Source organism: Paraburkholderia sp. BR14312 (genome assembly GCF_040948675.1).
GTDB lineage: Bacteria > Pseudomonadota > Gammaproteobacteria > Burkholderiales > Burkholderiaceae > Paraburkholderia > Paraburkholderia nodosa_A.
Map to the genome: position 1 here is coordinate 275,927 of NZ_JBFPKI010000011.1, position 17,928 is coordinate 293,854.

Here is a 17,928-nt window from a genome sequence, read left to right on the forward strand (position 1 = left end):
CGTACGGGGCGGTGGGGGCTACTTGAGTATCATGACGACGACCATGCCCCAGATCGTCAGCAGCGTATTGCCGACCGCGTATGTGACGGTGTAGCCGAGCCCTGGGACCTGGCTTCTCGCGGCGTCGCAAATCATCCCCAAGGCTGCCGTTGTGGTGCGGGCGCCGGCGCAACAACCCAGCACGATTGCGGGATGGAACCTGAACACGTACTTCGCGATGAACATGCCTAGAATCAGCGGAACCGCGGTCGCTAAGATGCCCCACAGAAAGAGGCTGACGCCGAGTTGCTTCAGGCCGAGCACGAAACCGGGTCCCGCCGTGATCCCCACCACGGCGATGAACACATTCAGTCCTACGGAGTTCATGAACCAGATCGTGGGCTCGGGGACACGTCCGAATGTCGGGTGGATGGCGCGCAACCAACCGAACACGATGCCGGCGATCAAGGCACCGCCCGCCGTTGAGAGTGTCAACGGAACGGCCCCGATATTGATGGTGATCGCGCCAACGAGTGCACCGATCGTGATCGCCAGCCCGACGAAGGCAACGTCCGCGGCATTGGTCGCCCGGTCGAGCGTGCCCAGTGCTTTGGCTGCTGCAGTCGTGTCCTGGGTCCGGCCAACGAGCGTGATCGTGTCGCCGCGGTGAAGCTGCGTGCTGGGAAGCACGGGAATCGGCGTCTCGGTCGGGCCGCGCTTGATCTTGCGGATGAAGACGCCTCGCGCCGCGGGAAGCGTGGACAACTGCTGAAGTGTCTGGCCGTCGACATCCTTTGTGGAGACATAGACATCGACTCCCTCGGCAGGAACCGCGAGGAGTTCGGCGTCGTCGATCTCCGCCCCGTTAGCGCCCAGCGCGGACACGAGCTGGTCGCGGCGCCCGGCGACAGCCACGACGTCACCCGTTGCAAGGACATAGTCGAGCCTTGCTTCCTCGATTGCGGTGCCGCGTCGGATACGTTCGATAAACAGACGCATGCCCTCGGTCTCCAGGGCTTCGACCTGGCGGACGGTCAGACCGACGAAAGGGCTCTCGCTCGCAATGCGAAACGCGCGCAGTTCGTATTGGTGCCACGCGCTACCCGCGCTGACGATCTGCTGCGTGCCGCCGAGGCTGGCTTCGTATTCCTTGCACGCCTTGACGAGATCGATTCGCAGGAGCTTCGGGCCGAGTTGGGCGAGGATGATGGCGGAGCCGACCGTGCCGAATATATAGCTGACGGCATAGGCGGTCGGCATGGCATCGAGCAACGCCTTCGTTTGCGGGGCGGGCAGTCCGAGTCGGCCGATGGCGTCCGTCGCCAACCCCATCGACGCGGAAATGGTCTGTGAGCCAGCGAGAAGGCCGGCGGCGGAACCGACGCCGTATCCGGCGATTTTGGCGGCGGCAATGGGGGCGGCAAGACACAGAACGCACTGGACAACCGAGAAAAGCGCCTGAGGAATACCGTCCTTAGCAATGCCTCTGACGAACTGCGGCCCGACTCCGTATCCTACGGCAAAGAGGAACATCAAAAAGAATATCGACTTGACATTGGCGGAGATCGGAATGCCCAGCTGTCCGATAGCGATGGCCGCAAGCAACGTCGAGGTGACGGCACCGAGACTGAAGCCCCGATAACTCTTTCCCCCCACCCAATAACCGATCCCTAGCGACATAAAGATCGCTATCTCAGGATGGCTGCGCAGCGTTAATACCAGCCAGTTCATTTGGTGATCCTCCGTAGCATGTGCTTCAAGAAGTCAATAAAAAGAGAACAACGTTGCATTCCTAAGTAAAATATCGAGAACATTTGTGCGCTCACTTCGATTGTGGCGGCGGTGTTCACGTTCTCCGCCGACTTCTGCGTCACTTGTCACGGGGCGTCATGCAAGCCGCTGCCCGGCGTCAGATGCCACGTGCGGATCGTGGGCGCCTCGCGGCGACATTTGCACACCGGGTGGGGGCGGGGTCGTCGAGCGCTTTCGTGGGGAATCGCGAACGTGCGTTGTGTGCATACGCGTTGCTGCCCACAAAATCCATGTGTGTAGCGTACTGAATATATTGGACTCCTGATGTTCGAGGGATAGCATATGGCCATCGAATGCGCGGTGGGGGAAGCTCAATTTCCTTCCGTCGATGACACCAAAGATACGCATGCAAGGCGAGAAAAACCATCGTACGAACGGGTGGCGTGGTTCTTCATTCGCGTGAGCGGTTCATACAGGGGTATGTTTGGGTCATCTGACCTTGGCGCGGCCAGAGTGCCAGCGGGAGCGGGGCGAAGCAGGTCGTCAGGAAGCGCGAAGTCGTTCGCCGAGGGAGGTAAATACGCGCCACTCACGTTGGCTATACGAAGATATACTTTTCCTGGACCAACGCCTTAATCCAGCAACCACTTGCACGTTTGTCGATACGCAGCCGCTGCGGTATTTTTCACTCGTCGCTATTTGTCGGGCGTCGTTCGACTCGCCCGCACAAGCTTTCAAAAGGCTTCTAAAACCCCGATGCCCCATTGGGCCGCAATCAGAATAGGGCGGCAACAATCGGCCGTGAGGGCCGAACGAAAGACCTGAAATTAGGAGAAGCCGTTGAGTTCAGGATCTGGCTTGACTTCGACGAAGGGCGCGTCCGATGGTCTGCCGTCGATGGTGTACGTGATCGACGATGATGAAGCGGTGCGAATCGCACTTGACGCACTTCTGCGCTCTGCCGGATTGCATGTGGAGACTTTCTCAGCCAGCCGCGAGTTTCTGGCGTTCCCGAAAAAGGCTGTGCCGAGCTGCCTGATTCTCGATGTGAGGCTGCAAGGCGAAACGGGGCTTGCATTTCAGAAGGAGCTTGCAAAAAGCGAAATCCGGATGCCGGTTGTTTTCATGACCGGATACGCCGACGTTGCGATGTCGGTCAGAGCCATGAAAGCCGGTGCCTTCGATTTTCTCGCCAAGCCGTTTCGGGACCAGGAGATTCTCGACGCCGTTACCGACGCACTGGCGCGCGACGGCGAACGTGTCCAGGCCGAACAGGCGCTTGTCGCGCTGCGCGCTGCCTATGCTTCGTTGACCACTCGCGAACAGGAGGTCGTCCGTTATGTCATCTCGGGCCTGATGAACAAGCAGATTGCGGCGCAGATGAAACTCAGCGAAGTCACCGTCAAAATTCATCGAGGACACGCAATGAGAAAACTGGCTGCGCACTCGGTTCCGGATCTTGTCAGAAAGGCGCAAGCACTTGGCCTCAAGCCGCAAGTGAACGGACCTTCCTGAGAGCGTCGTCGTGTTGGGGACGTCGTCCCGGCGCCATCGTGCGGGGCCGGGTGCGCCAGCGGGCGATTACAGATTGCCTTGCGGCGGCGGCTCCTGCAACGCGAGGCTGAGCCAGCGCACCACGTCGTCGGCGGCAACGGGTTTCTCGAGCAAGACCAGTGCACCGTTTTCAATAACTTCGGCGTGCAGATCGGGAGTTGGAAACGCGGTGATGAAAATGGTGGGTGGTGCATTTCCCTGGCGACGAAGCCGGGCGTGGAGCGCGACACCGGACATGCCAGGCATTCGTACGTCGGAAATCAGGCAGGAGGTGTCTTCCACGTGTGCGGATTCGAGGAACTCCTCGGCAGATGCGAAGGTGCGTACGTTCCAGCCCAACGAACGAACAAGGTTCGCAGTCGCGATACGGACTGCCTCATCGTCGTCAACGATCGTAACTACCTCAGACGTATCCACGAGAAGGACCCCGATCGTCGAGAAGAAGGAAGGTGTGATATCGGCAGTGCATTGCGAAGAATAGTACGTGCATGCCGGAACAGAAATAATACGGATGTATGTAGCGCACGTGATGGAGTGCCAGGCATTTGCCGAATACTTCTCTTATGAGGGTATTCGTGCTCCGAGCCTTGCCGCTTGCTCTGTCGCGAAACGAGAACTACATGGAACCCGCAAGGCCTCGACTCGCGAAGTCGGCCTGGCGATCTGGTGTAGCGGTCCAGGGCAGTGCACCGCCGGCCTTACGCTCCAACCTTGAAAACGAGAATTCTTGCCAGGAGGTCAGATGGAGGAACGCAAAGAACTGAGCGGCCTGACTAACGAGCTCTTTCGGCAAGTCGTGGAGGCGGCTCCCAACGCCATGGTGATGGTGGACCGTGCCGGCAAGATCGTTCTCGTGAATGCGCAGGCGGAGAAGCTGTTCGGCTATGCGCGTGAAGAATTGATGACGAGAGGTATCGAAGCGCTTGTGCCCGAGCGTTTCCGATCTGGTCATCCGGATTTCCGGAGCGCATACTACACCGACATGAGGAGCCGCCCGATGGGGACTGGCCGCGACCTCTACGCAATGCGTAAAGACGGCTCCGAATTTCCCGTTGAAATAGGACTCAATCCTGTCTCAACCGACGAAGGCACGTTCGTCCTCGCGGCCGTCGTCGACATCACTGAGCGCAGGAGGCAGGAGGAACGTTTCCGGCAGGTGGTGGAAGCGGCGCCTAACGCAATGGTGATGGTGGACCACGATGGCCGGATCGTTCTCGTGAACGCACAAACGGAGAAGCTCTTCGGCTATCCGCGCAACGAACTGATCGGGCAAAGCATCGAAGCACTCGTGCCGGAGCGTTTCCGTGCGCACCACCCGGAGTATCGCGCGTCGTTCTACAGCAATCTGACGAGCCGACCCATGGGAGCCGGCCGTGACCTCTACGGGCTGCGCAAGGACGGCTCGGAATTTCCCGTCGAGATCGGCCTGAATCCGCTGTCGACCGACGAAGGGAAATTCGTCCTCGCAGCCGTGGTCGACATCACGGCGCGCAAGCACGCGGAAGAGGAGTTGCTTAGAAAAACCGACGAATTGGCCCGCTCGAACAAGGACCTTGAACAATTTGCCTATCTGGCTTCGCACGACCTGCAGGAACCCCTGCGAGCAGTCGCCGGCCCCTTGCAGATGCTGCAGATGCGATACAAGGGGCAACTGGATAACCGTGCCGATGAATTCATTACACACGCGGTCGATGGCGCGACGCGGATGCAGGCGCTCATTAACGATCTGCTCGCCTATTCGCGGGTCGGCCGCTCCGACGACGCGCGCCAGTTGACTGACTGCGCGCAGATCCTCGATCAGGCGCTCAAGAGCCTGAGCGTCACGATGGAGGAAAGCGGCGCCGAGGTGAGGAAGGAAACGTTGCCTACCCTGGTGGCGATTCCGACGCACCTTACGCTTCTGTTCCAGAATCTCATCGGCAACGCCGTCAAGTTCCGCGACAAGTCACGCCCTGTACGGATCGACGTGGGTGCGAAGCGCCAGGGCGAGGGGTGGCTATTCTGGGTCAAGGACAACGGGATCGGTATCGATCCGCAATACTTCGAACGGATTTTCCTGGTCTTTCAACGCTTGCACACGCGCGCAGAGTATCCCGGCACCGGGATTGGCCTGGCGCTTTGCAAGCGGATCGTCGAACAGCACGGCGGCCAGATCTGGGTCGAGTCTGCTCCGGAGGAGGGCGCGACGTTCCTTTTCACGCTGGGCGTCAAGAACACAATCTGAAGCCGAACACGAAAAAGAGGAGACTTACGATGTTTTCCGAAAATAGCGAGCAGATGTTTCATATCCTGATGGTGGAGGATAGCCCCACAGACGTGATGATGACGCGCGAGGCGCTGGAATACTACAAGGTGCTCAATCCACTGCACATTGCGGAGGACGGCGTGGAGGCCATCGAGTTCCTCAAGCGTGAAGGAAAACATGCAAACGCACCCCGTCCCGGCCTGATCATCCTGGATCTCAACCTGCCACGAAAGAGCGGCCAGGAAGTGCTTCAAGAGCTGAAAACCGATCCGGAGTTGATGAACATTCCGGTCGTCGTGCTAACCACGTCCAAAGCCGAGGAGGACGTGGCGAAGTCGTATGGCCTGCACGCCAACTGCTACATCACCAAGCCCGTGGACTTCGAGAAGTTCGTTCAAGTCGTGCGCAGCATCAACGACTTCTGGCTTCGCGTCGTGACGCTACCCCCCGTTAAATCGTGAACATCGATCATGAAATACATATCCTCCTGATCGAGGACAGCGCGACTGACGCACTGTTGATCGACAGGGTGCTCGAGGACGTGGTGGAGTTCAAGTACCACGTGGTGCGCACCGAATCCATGGCGGAGGGCGTCGCGTGCGCGCGGACCACGCATTTCGACGTGGTAATCCTCGACTTGGGGCTGCCGGACGCAAAAGGGGGGCTCGACACCTTCAGGAAATTCCATCAGATGGTGCCCGGCATGCCGGTGCTGGTCCTTACCGGACTGGACGATAATTCGGTCGGTCTGCTGTCCATCCAGCACGGTGCACAGGACTATCTCCTCAAGAAGGATATCCGCGCTTCGGAACTGAGCCGCGCGATCCGTTACGCAATCGAACGCCACCGCGTCGCGGTCGAGCTAAGGGCGAGCGAGGAACGCTTTCAGCTCGCAGTGAGGGGCGCGACAGCGGGCTTGTGGGACTGGAATCCGCAGACGGGCGCGATGTACTTTTCGCCCCATTTCAACGCAATCATGGGCTACGAGGAAAACGACCTGCCGAATGAAGCGAGTGTGCATCAGGAGGCAATTCATCCAGAAGACATCGAGCGGGTGACGGCCTGCCTCACGGCGCATCTGGAGCACAAGAACGCCTACGACGTCGAATATCGTATTCGCACCATGTCGGGAGAATACCGATGGGTTCAGTCTCGCGGACAGGCACTCTGGAACAATTCCGGCCAGCCCTATCGGATGGTGGGCTGGATCATCGACGTCACGGAGCGAAAACTGGCCGAAGCGGCACAGCGCGATTCACGCGAGCGGGCGGCGGACGCGTTGCAGCAAACCCAGGCCGATATGGCGCGCCTGAACCGCGTCTTGATGCTCGGCGAAATGGCGGCCTCGATTGCGCACGAGGTCAAGCAGCCCGTGTCCGCCGTCGTCATGCATGCTACGGCCGGATTGCGCTGGCTGGACGCCCAGCCTCCGGAGCTGGAGGAGGCACGGCAGTCGCTGAATCACATTCTCAAGCAAGGCAACCGGGTCGTGGAGGTTGTTGGCCACGTGCGATCTCTCGTCAAGCAGGCGCCGCCGCGCGAGGACCCGGTAGATATCAACGAGGCCATTGTCGAAGTGTTGGCCCTGATCAACGCCGAGTTGCAGAGAAACAGCGTGCGGTTGCAGACTTGCCTTTCCGCAAACCTGCCGCCTGTGCTCGGGGACCGGGTCAAGATGCAGCAGGTGATCGTCAATCTTGTCATGAATGCTGCGGAGGCGATGAGCGCAGTGAGTGACAGACAGCGCGAGCTGACGATCGTCTCTGAGCGGAGTGACTCGAACGATGTGATAGTCGAGGTGTGGGACACCGGTTTAGGACTTCCACCAGGGAGTACAGAACAATTGTTCCGCTCGTTCTACACCACCAAACCCAACGGAATGGGCATGGGACTCTCCATTAGCCGATCGATTGTCGAAGCCCATGGCGGGCGACTGTGGGTCACGCCTCGTGAGCCGAATGGCACGGTGTTCCGGTTCACACTGCCGATTGAGGCAAATTGAGGCGAATATCGCACAATAGCCGAAATCCGTGCTGTTGCCAGTTGCAGGTCCTTCTACAGGGAAGAGTCTACTCATGATAGTCAGCATCCCGACGATCAGCGCGAGCTTGCGTGAACGTACGGCTTTGCTTGCAGCGAACCCGACGGCCGTGAATGAGCGCATGTATGAGACGCTGATGAGCCTCGAAGGTTACGAGAACCTGATGCCATCAGTCAGACAGGACATTGCAGCGTCGATCGACTTGACGGCCGGTTTGTGGTTCCAGTCGCTTCTGACGGGTCGACCACCATCGGCGGACGACATGGATCGCTTCCGCGAATTCGGCCGCCGACGCGTTCACCAGCGCGTACCGCTGCAATCCGTGCTGCGTGCCTTCCGGCTCGGATCGCGCGAAATCTGGCGCACTTACATTGCGCTGGGCGAGGACGATGGAAGCCTCGTCGACGAATTGCTGTTCGTCATCTCGCCGTATCTTTTCGACTTTTTTGACGTCATGGCGCAGAGCATCGCGCAAAGCTATCTCGAAGAGCAGTATCAACAAGCGCGCTGGCGTGAGGCGTTGCGTCATCAGCTTTACAACATTGTCTTTTATACACCGGATGATCACGACGGCTTTCGGGAAACAGTGGAGGCGTTGGGTCTCGATTCCACTGCGCCACGCGTGGCGCTCGCCATCGACATCGAACTACCCGAGCATACGTCGTACGAACGTGAACGGGAACTCGACCGCATCGCACTGGCGTCAGCGCGTCATCTTGCTGCCGCGCCAGGCGATCTGGTGCGAGCGTGGCATCGTGGCAGGCTGATTCTGTGGGCACCCTGCCTGCGAGGCGATTCGATCAACCGTATCGATCGACTCACGGCAGAACGGGCCGGTGCGCTGGCGGCTGCGGTGCCGGAGCTTCATCGTATCGGCGTTGGCCTGATGAACGAAGGCGCGTCGGGTTGGGCGGCCACGGTCGACGAAGCGATCCGGGCATTGGACTTCACACCCAAAAGCCAGGGGCAGTCGCAGGTCGCAATGTATTCTAGTATCCTCATTGAAGAAAGCGCGCGTCTCGCATCGAACGCGCGGCGCTACCTCGTCTCCCTGCTCGAACAGCTAGCCAACGAGCCTGAGCTGGTGGCGACGCTGCAGACCTATTTCGAGCAGGGGCAGCGGCGCGGCCAGTCAGCGGCCGCCCTTGGCATTCATCCAAATACGCTGAACTACAGGATGGAACGCATTGAAGCGCTGCTCGGGGCGAGCCTCGATGACGTCGGCTGGATTGAGAAGCTCGACATCGCTCTGAAGCTGCGTCGGGCGCCGACGTGAGTCCTCGTTCGCAGGCAACTATCGTCACGTCGTGGGCTGGGATATCGTGATTCGAAAGATCAATCTGGATTGCGAACCGATGCGCGGGTAGAAGCCACTGTGGCCTTTGCAGGCATCCACTGACCGATAAATGCGCATGTAAGAGGTCAACGCCACTTCGAGGATGATCCTGTTTACGCATTCACGGTGCTCTTCTTCTCGACAGTGCCCTTCAAGTGCGCGAGCCGCAAGGTCGATCCCGAACGCGTCGGCCGGACGCACCCATACCCGGAGCGCCCTGGCGACGACTTGTTGGGTGTGAGGGTTGCCGTACTTTTCGTTCAGATATAGCGTGCCTGGCACGTGGAGGCGCCCGGTCTCGGCTGCCACGAGGTAGACCTTCCATCCGTGGGTTTCAAGCCTCATAAGGTGGCAAATATTCGTTTTCTCACAAAACACCGATGAAACTGACCAGGCAGAATCATTCCGACATGTGATAGGCTGTATAAATATACAGTGTTTTTGGGGCGGAAAATGGGACGGGATCATCGTCACTTCCCTCCGCTCACGGCGGCGGAACTGGCTGAAATCTACGACCGGAATCCCTTGCCCGTCGTATTGCGGTTGCTATGGGAAATCCACCGGTTGCGCTCCACCATCAGCCGGGCGAACCAGATCCGGCTCACGATCGGCACGCGAGTCGGTAAGGCGAATACGCCTGCGGGCATGTGGGAGCGTTTCGAGCAGGAACTCGACGCGGAGCCGTGTTTGACCGATCCGCTCACGGCGCGTCAAAAGGGTTTGCTGCATGAGGGCGAGCCCGAAGGGCGGCTGCGGCGCAGGCGGCGCAACGGCGATTGATCGTTGGCCTGCGCAGCCGGCTTGGTGAGATAGAGGGTGCGCTCGAAAATGCGGCCTGCGGGGGGGTGTCTCCCATCATGTGGGCTCTCACACGTTCGCCAACCATTCGTATGGCACGCTGAAATTTGGCTGTAAGTGGTCCTTGTTAGAGTCTACGAAAGCAGTTGTCTTTCGTGGCAGTCAACACAAGAGCGACTTCTCATGGCTATTGTCCGCGCGTGCTGGTTCGTTCTGGCGCTGGTTCTCAGTGCTCCCGTCTGGGCTTACCAGACGCGTGTCGTTTCGATCCCTAGCGCCGCGATGCAGCGCTCGTTCGACGCGACCGTCGTCTTGCCCGACGACTACGCGCGTGGCAACCACGCCTCGCGCTTTCCGGTGATCTACGTGCTGCACGGTTCGGGCGGCAGTTATGCCGACTGGACCTCGAACACCCGCATCGGCAAGCTCGCCGACCGCTATCACGTCGTGCTCGTCATGCCGGACGGCGGTCACGAGAGCTGGTATATCGACAGCCCGTTCGATCGGAGCAGTCGTTATGAAACGTATGTGGGCAGCGAGGTCGTGTCGTATATCGACACGCATTTCCGCACGATCGCGATGCGCGAGGCGCGGGCGATCACGGGTTTGAGCATGGGCGGATTCGGCGCGCTGCGTATTGCGCTGGACCGGCAGGAAACGTTCGGTGCGGCCGGCAGCATTAGCGGCGCTGTCGATCCGCGCAACTGCGAAGACGAGCCCGGCATCGATCATGTATTCGGCGACCCCGCGCGGCACGCGTCGTTCTGGAACAACAATGCGATCGTGGATAGCGCGCAGGACTTCGCACACGCCCATATCGCGCTCACGATCGACTGCGGCGTGAGCGACTTTTTCGTACAGTCGAACCGCACGCTGCATGAAAAGCTCGTCGAACTAGGCGTGCCTCACGATTACGCGGAACGTCCAGGCGGCCACACGTGGTCCTATTGGTCGAACTCGATCCGCTACCAGGTGCTCTTCTTCGCCACGGCGTTCCAGCGCGCCGGCTGGCATCCGCAGGTGGCGTAACGCATCACGAAGCGCGCGCTTGTCCGGTGCGCGCGTGTTTGCCAGCACCCTTGCGAGGCGATTCCGTCACATCATTCCCCTCGGACACCTGCCCGATGCCGGGCACCGCGCTTGCTGCAGTGGATTCTGCAGGGGCGGGCGCGTCGATCCGTCCTGCTCAACCAGATGCCGGGCATCAGGCGACCGCACGCGGCGCCGGGGCGCGGCGACCACCCTTGAGCCGGGTTGCACCGGATGCAGGAGGACGTCATGCTTCAATACGCTGTCATTTTCTTCATCATTGCGATCATCGCGGCCGTGTTCGGTTTTGGCGGCATTGCGGCGGGTGCGGCATCGATCGCCAAGATCCTGTTCTTCATCTTCCTCGTGATTTTCCTCGTCACGTTGGTGCTTGGCGTCGTAAGAAGGGGCTAATAGCGAGCCACGCTAGTGGCAGTCGAATCGCAGCCCGCCCAGGCGGGCTGCATTTTTGTATTCGACGGATGCCTTCGTGTCATTCGTATTGCGAATTAAACAGCCAGGCTTGCAGCCGGAGGCATCACGCGATCGTATCCACCACGCCGCCATCCACACGCAAGGCCGCGCCCGTGGTTGCGGAAGCCTCCTTCGAGCATGCGTAGACGATCATGTTCGCCACTTCCTCCACGCTCGCCGCGCGCCGGATGATGGAAGAGGCGCGATGCGTCTGCACGAACTGCGCGGCGACTTCCTCGACGGTCTTGCCCGAAGCGGCCACTTCGTCCTTGAGCATGTGCGTCACGCCATCGGAAAGGGTGGGGCCCGGCAGCACCGAATTGACCGTGACGCCCGTGCCCGCAAGGCGCTTGGCGAGGCCGCGTGCGAGCGAGAGTTGCGCAGTTTTCGTCATGCCATAGTGGATCATGTCGGCGGGAATGTTCAATCCCGATTCCGACGAGATGAACACGATGCGCCCCCAGCCGCGCTTGACCATTGCATTCGCATAGGCGCGCGAGAGCCGTACGCCCGACATCACGTTCGTTTCGAAGAAGCGCAGCCACTCGGCATCGGGAATCTCGAAGAAGTCCTGCTGCTGAAACACGCCGAGATTGTTCACGAGGATGTCCACCTGCGGATGCGCCTTCACGAGCGCGTCGCATCCCTGGGCACTGGAAAGATCGCCGACGAAGCCCTGCACCCGCGCGCCGGGCGCAGCGGTACGCAGCGCCGCCTCGGCTTCGCGCACGTTTTCGGTGTGACGGCTGCTGACGATCACGTCGGCGCCCGCGAGCGCGAGGCCCTTGGCCGCGGCAAGGCCGATGCCCGCAGCCGAGCCGGTGACGAGCGCGAGTTTTCCAGTCAGATCGATTTTCATGCGGGCTCCTTGAGGGGGAAGGCTGGCCGCGCTTTCCAACGCGCGTTGAATGCGTGTCGAACGTCCTGGACGCAACGTCGCGCGCGGCCATCGTGAAGGGAACGGGCAGTGTACTGCGTGGGCGCGTCGGATGCGTTCTCAGGCGCCTCACGCACCCATCGCCGGATCGCTCACGCTGTCCCTGCCGGTTTCTACCCGGCCCGCGAAGCGCCTTAGCACGCCGTTCTCCGCGGTCAGCGTGAAGTCGTACCAGCCGCCCGAATCCGCGAGCGCCCAGTTCGACTGCACCTGTTCGCCGGCGCGCAACGCGTAAGTCCAGGGCCCGTCGCTGCGGTAGGCATTGGCCGCCACGCTCACGTTCGAAGCTGCGCTCGCGCGATTCGCTATGCTCAGCTCGAGTGCATTGCTCGCGGCGTCGTAGCGCACGCGCACTTCGGGATTGGGGCCATGCGCGGCCGCGCGCACATTGCCCTCGAAGGCGCGATGGAAACCGTTCGGGCCAAGCACCCACAGGTGGTAGGCGCCGTCGTCGGCGGCGCTGGGCGTCCACGTGTCGCGCAGTGTCTTGCCGGCTTCGACGGTGTAGCGGCGGGGCGACCTGTCGAGATGAAGCGTGTCGTACACGTGGAAGACGGCGCCGGCGTTGCCTTCGTTGCCGAACGCCAGTTGAACCTTGTGATGACGCCCGTCGACGCTCGCATCCACGTTGAGGCGGTACGGCAGTGCGCGCGATGGCCGCGCGCGGCGCGCCTGCTGCGGCATGGCTTGCGTGCCAGGCTGCGGCACCGGCACGGGCTTGAGCGCGTTCTGCTGCTTGTTGAGCGCATCGGCGTCGGCCTTCGTGGGTGCGGAAAACGCCTGCACGGGCTTTTCATTCGGCGTGCTGAAGTTGAACGCCGAGGTGAAATCGCCGAATACCGCGCGCCGCCACGGGCTGATATTCGGTTCGCGCACGCCGAAGCGCGTTTCGATGAAGCGCAGCACCGACGTGTGATCGAAGACTTCGGAGTTCACATAGCCGCCCGTGCTCCACGGCGAAACGACGATCATCGGCACGCGCGGCCCCGGCCCGAACGGCAAGCCGTCTGGCTTGACCGGCTTGCCGTCGCCGGGAGGGTTCGGCATGGTGAAGTATTCGTGGCGCGTAGTGGCCGTGGATTTGCCTGCGTACTCGCCGTCCTTGATGGGTGAGGGTGGGCAAGGCGGCGGCATGTGATCGAAGAAGCAATCGTTCTCGTCGAAGTTCACGAAGAGCACGGTCTTGCTCCAGATGTCCGGGTTGCGCGTCAGCGCTTCGAGCAGCCGTTGAAGATAGTACGCGCCCTGGCCCGGCGTCGAAACGGCGGGGTGTTCGGAATAGGCTTGCGGCGCGATGATCCAGCTCACCTGAGGCAGCTGGTTTGTCGCAATGTCGTCATTGAGCGCCTGCAGGAAGCCGCCGTCGGGCATGGTATTGCCTACCCCTTTATAGAGCGGCTCGCGTGCGTCGAGCGCCTGGGTCCACGGCAGGTTGGGCGAGCCATCGATCGCCTCGAGCACCTTGCGATAGTTCGCGAACCCCACAAGCGGATTGTCGGTGTAGTTATCGGGCTGGTTTTCGTACACTTTCCACGTCACGCCTGCGGCCTGCAGGCGTTCCGGATAGGTGGTCCATTTCAGGCCCGTGGACGGCGCGCCGATGTTGTCCCAACCATTGTTGTCGACCACGGCATAAGGCGAGGCCGTAGGGCCGTTGGTGCCGGTGAACAGAAAGAGCCGGTTCGCATTGGTGCCGCCATGCAGCGAGCAGTAGTAGGCATCGCAGATCGTGAAGGCGTTGGCGAGCGCGAAATGAAACGGCAGGTCGGAGGCCTGGAAATAGCCCATCGAGGCGTCGCCCTTGAACTTGGGCCAATGCGTCATGCGGCCGCGGTCCGAGGCCTCGTGGGCGTCGGCCCAATTGTGCGCGCCGCCCGCGAGCAACGCGTTGCCCTTGCGGCTGTCCAGGTAGAACGGCATCAGCGTGCGTGTGCCGTCGCTCTGTTGCCATACATTGGCGCCGTCGGGCAGGGGAATCGTGATGCGGTCCGAGAAGCCGCGCACCCCGGGCAGCGTGCCGAAGTAGTGGTCGAACGCGCGGTTTTCCTGCATGAAGACGACGATATGCTGCACGTCTTCAATCGTTCCGGTTGCATTGTTGGCAGGAATGGCCAGCGCCCGCTGGATGGCGGGCGAAGCCAGGCTCAGCGTCGCGCCCGCGGCGGCGGCGCGAAGGAAATCACGGCGGTCCATCGAAGTCATGGTGTGTTCGCGTTGTTGTCGTTGTGCTCGCGACCATCAGCATGACACGTTGGCGCCGCCGCGGGCGCCCGATGAACGGTTACGGGTGCGCGTGCGCGCCCGTCAGAGCTTTACGCCTCCGGCCTCCGGCGGTTCGCGACCCGGCTCGTCCAGCGGCAGGCTCGCGGCGTCGTCGCTCCAGTACGGCTCCCGGCCGAAGTACTGGTGCACGGAGCTGGCCCAGGTACGATCGGCCATCGAGGGCCACTGGCCCTTGTCGAAGCCCGGTGCGTTCTTCACGCGCTCGGAATTGAGCGCGATCACGAAACATTTGCGTGCCGCGTCGAGCGTGAGGGCATTCCACGGCACCGCGAGCAGCTTGTCGCCAATGCCCAGGAAACCGCCGCTCGACATCACCATGTAGGCAATGCGGCCGCTTTCCACGTCGAGCATGATTTCCTTGACCTTGCCGACTTCGTCGCCGTCCGAACTCATCACGCGGTCGCCGTCCAGCGTACTGGCCGCCATCACTTCGGGGCCGGGGCCACGCGTGTCCGACTGGTCGCGGCCGACGATACGAGCACCGTCGCCGCTGCGCGGCGCCGAACCGATTGGGGTTTGCGAGTAGGTCATGACGTTCTCCTTTCGGTTATCCAGAAGACTGCGGAAGTTGATGGCGCAACCATGCGCCATGGCGATCGTGGTGGCTTGAAGGAAGATTCACTTGCTCTTGCCGCCGCCGTCCAGGCCCGCGCCTTTGCGCCACACTTCCTTGCCTTGCTCGGAGAGCTCGCCGCTGCTGTGGGTGGCGTCGGGTTCGGTGCCGTGCACGGCCATATCGCCGCCCGGCGGCTCTGTGGCGCCCTTCTTCTCGCGCTTGCGTTGCGCCACGCGCTCGTCGTGCGAGCGGCCTGCGTATTCACTCATTTCGACCTCCCTTGAATATGCGCACCGCATCGCGACGCAATGCGGCTAGGGTTCGATCCCATGCCCGCCCCAAATGGGCCGGCCACGCCGATTCAAGAGCATGGGTCATGCCGTGACGCGCAGGGCGCGGCTATCGATCGAGAACCGGTCAGGAGGCCGAATGAAGGAAGCGACCGTAAGTGGTCGCGTTGCGCGCCCCGAGCGTCAGTCGCTACAACGACGATGTAAATCGTTCATGCGGTGGACGAGGCTGGAGCGCGTCACGGTGTGGCGACCCGGTGGAGGATGTCGAGCAGTTGCGAAACCGCGAAGGGCTTGCGCAGGAAGCCCACGACGTCGGCGTCGGGGGGCAGGGTGACGAGCGCCGAGACGAGCACGAGCGGCACGCCCGCAAGCTTGCTGCTGCGCCTCATTTCGCGCATGAGGGAGAGACCGTCCATGCGCGGCATCATGCAGTCGGAGATCACGACATCGGGAGGGTCGGCGAGTGCGCTTTGCAGGGCATCCGAACCGTCTGCGGCAGTTCTGACGCGATAACCTTCCTGCCCGACCAGTTCTTTGAGCGCATCGAGCGCGTTTGTGTCGTCGTCGACTAGTAATACGGTAGCCATACGTCTCTTGCGTGAGCGGCCCGGCCGATCATGGCGGCTGGGCCTTTGTTCTTCGCGATCGCGTCGCCGCGGGCCGAGGGTATCCGGCGGCCGTCCCGCAGCGCGCAATTTCTGTTCCTGCGGCGTGCAGGAACGATCCTCGCCCGGCATCGTTGCCGCTTCGGTCGTCATCTTCGCGTCGCCGCGCCCCGTTGGGCGGTCGAGCCGCGCGCGCCCAGTTGCGCCGCGACGATGAGTGCCGAGACTTCGGGAAAGCTGCCGAACGCCTCGTCCGGCAAGCGGCGCAAAGCGTCGATCACGTCGCGCGGCGCGCCGCTGCGCTCGGCGTTTTCGATCAGCGTGGCGGGGTGCGCGGGCCAGGTGACGCGTTCGAGAGCATGCAGCACACGATCGCTCAGCGCCTCTGCATTCGAACGCGCCTCGTCTGGGGTGTCAGCTCGTGTGGCCTCGCAAGCGGAAGCAGGCTTCATCGGCTCCTCCTTCGAAGATCTTGACGGCTCGCGCAGTTGCCGTTCCCGGCGCCTTGACCGGCGCGCGCCCCATTTACAGGCAGGGAAAGGACGTGACCGCGCGCACGTCCTGTCGGGCAATCTGGCTGCCGTTCAGGCGGGAAGCTTGTCGGCGAGCACTTCGGCGCGGCGGATCTGCGGCGGCGCGGCCAGCAGTTCGCCCGCGCGCGCCATCAATGCCGCGGCCACCTGGCCGTTCAGATGCGCGTTGCGGCCGGCTTCGTCGTCGAATGCATCGAAGATCGCAAACGTCGTGGCGTCGAAGCGCACGCCGAACCAGGCTGGCGTGCCGGGCTCCGCATCGACCAGCGGTTTCGCGCTCGCGAGAAATGCCGCGAGGTCCTCTTCCTTGCCGGGCTGCGCGTGCAGCTCGACGTACAACGCATGCTGGGTCATGACATGGCTCCTGTTACGTCGTGGCGACTCAGGCATGGTCGCGGTCCTGCGGGGCGTTCGTCAAGCGCCGGGAGGGGGCGGCGGGCTTTTCCCGCCTGCCGTGCGAGGATTACGATTCGTAGTCCAAATAGAGTCGCGTGGCGTCGCGGTTTTGTCTGACCACGCCGGGTCACCGCCGCGCGACGGCTGACCAGCCATGCGGTCTTGAATCTCCACGTTTCATGCGGCCATCTACGCGTCGCTCGGCTGGCTCTCACTGCGTTGCCCCCCGCCCGAGCGCCCCGTGTACAGCTACCGGTTCGTGACCCTGGCGGCCTGGCTGGGCGCGTTCGCTCACGCGCCGCGCCTTTCTCGCCCAGGCGAGCGCATCGCTCGATGAATTGCGCGTGTTGACGCTCTCCGTTCGGCGCAGCGCCGACGCTCACGCCCGCGACTCCGGCGAAGAGCCCCACGACGGACTGACGGTCAGCGCCGGCGTCGATGAACTGCAAGCGCAAGACTCGCTCGCCGCCTTGATGGCGCGCGCCGACGTCGCGCTCTATGTCGCCAGGTCACGCGGGCGCGACCGCGTCGTGGATCTGACGATTCCGTCGGTCCCCTTCGCGCGATCTATGCGTGATGAATCAACGCTCGCGCCCTTTCGCGGCGCGACGGGCAATCCTTGTCGAAACTCCATGCGCTACGCATAGTTGCGCACTGCGAAGGCTTAACAGCGCTGTTTTTAAACGATAATTATCAATGGCGCGACCGACGTTGCGTGCAGCGTGAAGGCGCTTTCGCTGCATGACGTATAGGGTGCAGGTGGCCTGCGTGGCGCGCCTCAAAAATTTTCGGGCGGGCGTTTCTTCCCTTGTAACCAGTGGCGATCACGCGAAGCGGGATTCGTGCGGATATGAAGGCGCCTGCTCCCGGCGCCCCGCGCCCGCATTGGTTTTCTCTCAAGCGCGCTCTGGCGCCGCCGGCCGTGACCACTCCCCGCCGCGCGCCGCGACTCACGCGCTCGCCAGTCATTGCATCACCCACATTCATAAGTCCGCTGCCGGAATGCGCACGTCAGGCCTCATCGCGCGTGTCGTTTCGTTGCGGACACATTACGGGCCTGCCTTTCGGAATCCTTCCTGACCAGACAAGTCGCCTCCGGGGCCGGCCTTTAACCACA

The 17,928-nt window shown here is 61.9% G+C and carries 19 protein-coding genes; 9 read left to right on the top strand and 10 right to left on the bottom strand.

The annotated features are described in order from the left end of the window. Window positions 1–18: 18 nt before the first annotated feature. Window positions 19–1,710 carry an aspartate-alanine antiporter gene (gene aspT, locus AB3X98_RS29290; protein WP_368603463.1) on the bottom strand — a complete coding sequence of 564 codons (1,692 nt, stop codon included), beginning with the start codon at window positions 1,708–1,710 and terminating at the stop codon, window positions 19–21. Between the two features lie 918 nt (window positions 1,711–2,628). Between aspT and AB3X98_RS29295 the strand changes: the two genes are divergently transcribed. Further along, window positions 2,629–3,246 (top strand): response regulator transcription factor, encoded by a 618-nt coding sequence (locus AB3X98_RS29295; RefSeq protein ID WP_368603504.1) that lies wholly within the window; start codon window positions 2,629–2,631, stop codon window positions 3,244–3,246. A gap of 66 nt (window positions 3,247–3,312) precedes the next feature. On the opposite strand, the gene AB3X98_RS29300 is transcribed toward AB3X98_RS29295, so the two are convergent. Beyond that, on the bottom strand, window positions 3,313–3,702 hold the full coding sequence (locus tag AB3X98_RS29300; RefSeq protein WP_368603464.1) for a response regulator transcription factor: 390 nt from the start codon (window positions 3,700–3,702) through the stop codon (window positions 3,313–3,315). Window positions 3,703–4,027: 325 nt separating this feature from the next. On the opposite strand from AB3X98_RS29300, the gene AB3X98_RS29305 reads away from it, so the two are divergent. The 4 genes from AB3X98_RS29305 to AB3X98_RS29320 all read left to right on the top strand — a co-directional run bounded on the left by AB3X98_RS29305 (window position 4,028) and on the right by AB3X98_RS29320 (window position 8,847). After that, window positions 4,028–5,509: a PAS domain S-box protein gene (locus AB3X98_RS29305; RefSeq protein WP_368603465.1), complete on the top strand. Its 1,482-nt coding sequence runs from the start codon at window positions 4,028–4,030 to the stop codon at window positions 5,507–5,509. 29 nt (window positions 5,510–5,538) lie between these two features. After that, complete coding sequence (locus tag AB3X98_RS29310; RefSeq protein WP_368603466.1) at window positions 5,539–5,991, top strand: response regulator; 453 nt, start codon at window positions 5,539–5,541, stop codon at window positions 5,989–5,991. Beyond that, a complete protein-coding gene (locus AB3X98_RS29315; RefSeq protein WP_368603467.1) occupies window positions 5,988–7,532 on the top strand; it encodes a PAS domain-containing protein in 1,545 nt (514 codons plus the stop codon). The genes AB3X98_RS29310 and AB3X98_RS29315 overlap by 4 nt, the downstream gene beginning before the upstream one ends. 73 nt (window positions 7,533–7,605) lie before the next feature. Next, window positions 7,606–8,847, top strand: coding sequence for a PucR family transcriptional regulator (locus tag AB3X98_RS29320; protein WP_368603468.1), 1,242 nt, complete (start codon window positions 7,606–7,608; stop codon window positions 8,845–8,847). A gap of 24 nt (window positions 8,848–8,871) precedes the next feature. On the opposite strand, the gene AB3X98_RS29325 is transcribed toward AB3X98_RS29320, so the two are convergent. Then, the gene (locus AB3X98_RS29325; protein ID WP_368603469.1) at window positions 8,872–9,216 is read right to left on the bottom strand and encodes a hypothetical protein; all 345 of its coding nucleotides are present in this window, start codon (window positions 9,214–9,216) and stop codon (window positions 8,872–8,874) included. Window positions 9,217–9,360: 144 nt separating this feature from the next. Here AB3X98_RS29325 and AB3X98_RS29330 point away from each other — a divergent pair, with 144 nt between their 5' ends. The 3 genes from AB3X98_RS29330 to AB3X98_RS29340 all read left to right on the top strand — a co-directional run bounded on the left by AB3X98_RS29330 (window position 9,361) and on the right by AB3X98_RS29340 (window position 11,148). Beyond that, entirely contained in the window at window positions 9,361–9,687 is a 327-nt protein-coding gene (locus AB3X98_RS29330; protein WP_141710740.1) for a hypothetical protein, read from the top strand. A gap of 201 nt (window positions 9,688–9,888) precedes the next feature. Further along, complete coding sequence (locus tag AB3X98_RS29335) at window positions 9,889–10,734, top strand: alpha/beta hydrolase (protein ID WP_368603470.1); 846 nt, start codon at window positions 9,889–9,891, stop codon at window positions 10,732–10,734. 249 nt (window positions 10,735–10,983) lie between these two features. Next, entirely contained in the window at window positions 10,984–11,148 is a 165-nt protein-coding gene (locus AB3X98_RS29340; RefSeq protein ID WP_028210724.1) for a DUF1328 family protein, read from the top strand. A gap of 124 nt (window positions 11,149–11,272) precedes the next feature. Here AB3X98_RS29340 and AB3X98_RS29345 read toward each other — a convergent pair whose 3' ends face one another. The 7 genes from AB3X98_RS29345 to AB3X98_RS29375 form a co-directional block, all read right to left on the bottom strand. Then, window positions 11,273–12,067, bottom strand: coding sequence for an SDR family NAD(P)-dependent oxidoreductase (locus AB3X98_RS29345; protein ID WP_069266094.1), 795 nt, complete (start codon window positions 12,065–12,067; stop codon window positions 11,273–11,275). A 147-nt stretch (window positions 12,068–12,214) separates the two neighbouring features. Then, window positions 12,215–14,347 (bottom strand): phosphocholine-specific phospholipase C, encoded by a 2,133-nt coding sequence (locus AB3X98_RS29350; protein WP_368603471.1) that lies wholly within the window; start codon window positions 14,345–14,347, stop codon window positions 12,215–12,217. Between the two features lie 102 nt (window positions 14,348–14,449). Further along, window positions 14,450–14,959 carry a PRC-barrel domain-containing protein gene (locus AB3X98_RS29355; protein ID WP_069266092.1) on the bottom strand — a complete coding sequence of 170 codons (510 nt, stop codon included), beginning with the start codon at window positions 14,957–14,959 and terminating at the stop codon, window positions 14,450–14,452. A gap of 87 nt (window positions 14,960–15,046) precedes the next feature. Beyond that, window positions 15,047–15,253, bottom strand: coding sequence for a hypothetical protein (locus AB3X98_RS29360; protein WP_342947124.1), 207 nt, complete (start codon window positions 15,251–15,253; stop codon window positions 15,047–15,049). Window positions 15,254–15,513: 260 nt separating this feature from the next. Next, window positions 15,514–15,864 (bottom strand): response regulator, encoded by a 351-nt coding sequence (locus AB3X98_RS29365; RefSeq protein ID WP_069266090.1) that lies wholly within the window; start codon window positions 15,862–15,864, stop codon window positions 15,514–15,516. A gap of 167 nt (window positions 15,865–16,031) precedes the next feature. Continuing rightward, on the bottom strand, window positions 16,032–16,334 hold the full coding sequence (locus AB3X98_RS29370; protein ID WP_069266089.1) for a DUF2795 domain-containing protein: 303 nt from the start codon (window positions 16,332–16,334) through the stop codon (window positions 16,032–16,034). A 132-nt stretch (window positions 16,335–16,466) separates the two neighbouring features. Further along, window positions 16,467–16,769: a putative quinol monooxygenase gene (locus tag AB3X98_RS29375; RefSeq protein WP_368603472.1), complete on the bottom strand. Its 303-nt coding sequence runs from the start codon at window positions 16,767–16,769 to the stop codon at window positions 16,467–16,469. Between the two features lie 386 nt (window positions 16,770–17,155). Here AB3X98_RS29375 and AB3X98_RS29380 point away from each other — a divergent pair, with 386 nt between their 5' ends. Continuing rightward, window positions 17,156–17,458, top strand: a complete 303-nt coding sequence (locus tag AB3X98_RS29380) for a hypothetical protein (protein ID WP_368603473.1) — start codon at window positions 17,156–17,158, stop codon at window positions 17,456–17,458. Window positions 17,459–17,928 lie beyond the last annotated feature (470 nt).

What these genes read in the sequence shown, in the direction of transcription:
- AB3X98_RS29375 (WP_368603472.1), bottom strand. Translation starts at nt 16,769, where the DNA reads ATGACCCAGCATGCGTTGTACGTCGAGCTGCACGCGCAGCCCGGCAAG.
- AB3X98_RS29360 (WP_342947124.1), bottom strand. Translation starts at nt 15,253, where the DNA reads ATGAGTGAATACGCAGGCCGCTCGCACGACGAGCGCGTGGCGCAACGC.
- AB3X98_RS29335 (WP_368603470.1), top strand. Translation starts at nt 9,889, where the DNA reads ATGGCTATTGTCCGCGCGTGCTGGTTCGTTCTGGCGCTGGTTCTCAGT.
- AB3X98_RS29365 (WP_069266090.1), bottom strand. Translation starts at nt 15,864, where the DNA reads ATGGCTACCGTATTACTAGTCGACGACGACACAAACGCGCTCGATGCG.
- AB3X98_RS29345 (WP_069266094.1), bottom strand. Translation starts at nt 12,067, where the DNA reads ATGAAAATCGATCTGACTGGAAAACTCGCGCTCGTCACCGGCTCGGCT.
- AB3X98_RS29305 (WP_368603465.1), top strand. Translation starts at nt 4,028, where the DNA reads ATGGAGGAACGCAAAGAACTGAGCGGCCTGACTAACGAGCTCTTTCGG.
- AB3X98_RS29355 (WP_069266092.1), bottom strand. Translation starts at nt 14,959, where the DNA reads ATGACCTACTCGCAAACCCCAATCGGTTCGGCGCCGCGCAGCGGCGAC.
- AB3X98_RS29295 (WP_368603504.1), top strand. Translation starts at nt 2,629, where the DNA reads ATGGTGTACGTGATCGACGATGATGAAGCGGTGCGAATCGCACTTGAC.
- AB3X98_RS29310 (WP_368603466.1), top strand. Translation starts at nt 5,539, where the DNA reads ATGTTTTCCGAAAATAGCGAGCAGATGTTTCATATCCTGATGGTGGAG.
- AB3X98_RS29340 (WP_028210724.1), top strand. Translation starts at nt 10,984, where the DNA reads ATGCTTCAATACGCTGTCATTTTCTTCATCATTGCGATCATCGCGGCC.
- AB3X98_RS29320 (WP_368603468.1), top strand. Translation starts at nt 7,606, where the DNA reads ATGATAGTCAGCATCCCGACGATCAGCGCGAGCTTGCGTGAACGTACG.
- AB3X98_RS29350 (WP_368603471.1), bottom strand. Translation starts at nt 14,347, where the DNA reads ATGACTTCGATGGACCGCCGTGATTTCCTTCGCGCCGCCGCCGCGGGC.
- aspT (WP_368603463.1), bottom strand. Translation starts at nt 1,710, where the DNA reads ATGAACTGGCTGGTATTAACGCTGCGCAGCCATCCTGAGATAGCGATC.
- AB3X98_RS29330 (WP_141710740.1), top strand. Translation starts at nt 9,361, where the DNA reads ATGGGACGGGATCATCGTCACTTCCCTCCGCTCACGGCGGCGGAACTG.
- AB3X98_RS29370 (WP_069266089.1), bottom strand. Translation starts at nt 16,334, where the DNA reads ATGAAGCCTGCTTCCGCTTGCGAGGCCACACGAGCTGACACCCCAGAC.